Origin of the sequence: Xanthomonas sp. SHU 166 (assembly GCF_000364685.1) — a bacterium.
Classification (GTDB): Bacteria; Pseudomonadota; Gammaproteobacteria; order Xanthomonadales; family Xanthomonadaceae; genus Xanthomonas_A; species Xanthomonas_A sontii.
The window spans coordinates 1-1,349 of the sequence record NZ_AQOJ01000885.1 but is presented as its reverse complement, the minus strand read 5'-3'; the positions used below and the strand labels follow the sequence as shown (position 1 = coordinate 1,349).

Sequence of the window (1,349 nt, the reverse complement as noted above, 5' to 3'; positions counted from 1 at the left end):
ACCCCGACGCAACGGGAGTGTCGCGGCTGAAGCCGCTGCTACGACAGCACCGTGGAACGCGCGGCGCGACGCCGCTAGTCCAGCGCCGCCAGGAATCCACGCAGCGCCTCGGCGACCGTATCGGCATGGCCGAGGAACGGGGCGTGGCCGCCGCCGGCGACGATCAGCGTACGCGCGTTCGGCGCCAGCGCAGCGGCGGCCTCCATGCCTGCGGGTGGGACCAGGCGGTCGCGCTGGCCGCCGATCCACAGGCTGGGCACGCGCAGGCCGGGCAGGGCGCGGCGCAGATCGGTACGTTCCAGCAGGGTCAGCCCGTCCTGCAGCACGTGCGGGTCGGGCGTGCCGCGGGCGTCGAGCGCCTCGCGCAGGGTACGCAGTTCGGCGCGCGCCTGCGCCGAGCCGAGCGTATCCAGTGCCAGGAAGCGCTCGAGGGTGCCGCGATAGTCCTCGGCCAGATCGCGGCCGAACTGTTCGAACACCTGCGGCTCCACCGCGTGCGGCCAATCGCTGCCGCGTACGAAGCGCGGCGTCGCCGCGAGCATCGCCAGCCCGCGCACCTGCGGTTGCGTGGCGGCGGCGTGCAACGCGAACAGCCCGCCCAGCGACCAGCCCAGCCACACGGCCGGCGGCGTGGCCGCGGCGATCGCGCTGACCACGTGCGGCAATGCCAGCGGCGTGTCGTCGCCGCGGCTGTGGCCGTGCCCGGGCAGGTCCACCAGGTGCAGGCGGTACTGCGCCGACAGGCGCTCGACCAAGGGCGCGAAGATGCCGCCGTTCAACGCCCAGCCGTGCAGCAGGACCAGATCGGGGCCCTGCCCCAGGGTGTCGATATGCATCGTCGTCCGTCGTCGCGAAAGAACAGGAAAGGCAGCGTCGGCCGTCGCGTCAGTGCGCCGCGCGCTGCGCCAGCACCTGCGGCAGCAGCAGGCGCCACTGTTGGCGCGGATAGTCGCGGGTGCGCCAGGCGGACACGCGATGCGCACCGCGGCGCTGCTGGATCGCCGCGCTCAGCCAGTCGCCGTCGATGCCCTGCCAGGCGCCGGCCGTGGTCAGCAGGTTCGGCGCCAGCCGCGGATGCACGTCCTCGCGCAGCATCTGCCACAGCGTATCGGTGGCGAACGGCGAGGCGGCGAGTACCGCGGCGATCTGCGCATGCCGCGCGTCGACCGCATCGTCCAGGTACAGCTCGGCCAGCGCGTCCCACACCGCGCGACGCGCGGCGAGGTCGGTCGCGCTCACGCCGGCACGCCGGGCGGGTGCGCGGCCACGCGATCGCGTGACAGCGCCAGCGCGTCCAGCAGCGCCTGCACCTGCGCCGGCGTGTGCAGCGCCGACAGGGTCACGCGCAG

General features: G+C 74.3%; 2 protein-coding genes. Both read right to left on the bottom strand.

The genetic code is table 11. The features are described 5' to 3' along the window. Nucleotides 1-74: 74 nt before the first annotated feature. Nucleotides 75-836, bottom strand: coding sequence for a pimeloyl-ACP methyl ester esterase BioH (bioH, locus tag D180_RS20035; RefSeq protein ID WP_017914168.1), 762 nt, complete (start codon nt 834-836; stop codon nt 75-77). A gap of 49 nt (nt 837-885) precedes the next feature. Next, a complete protein-coding gene (locus tag D180_RS20030; protein ID WP_017909537.1) occupies nt 886-1,239 on the bottom strand; it encodes a hypothetical protein in 354 nt (117 codons plus the stop codon). Between the last annotated feature and the right edge of the window lie 110 nt (nt 1,240-1,349).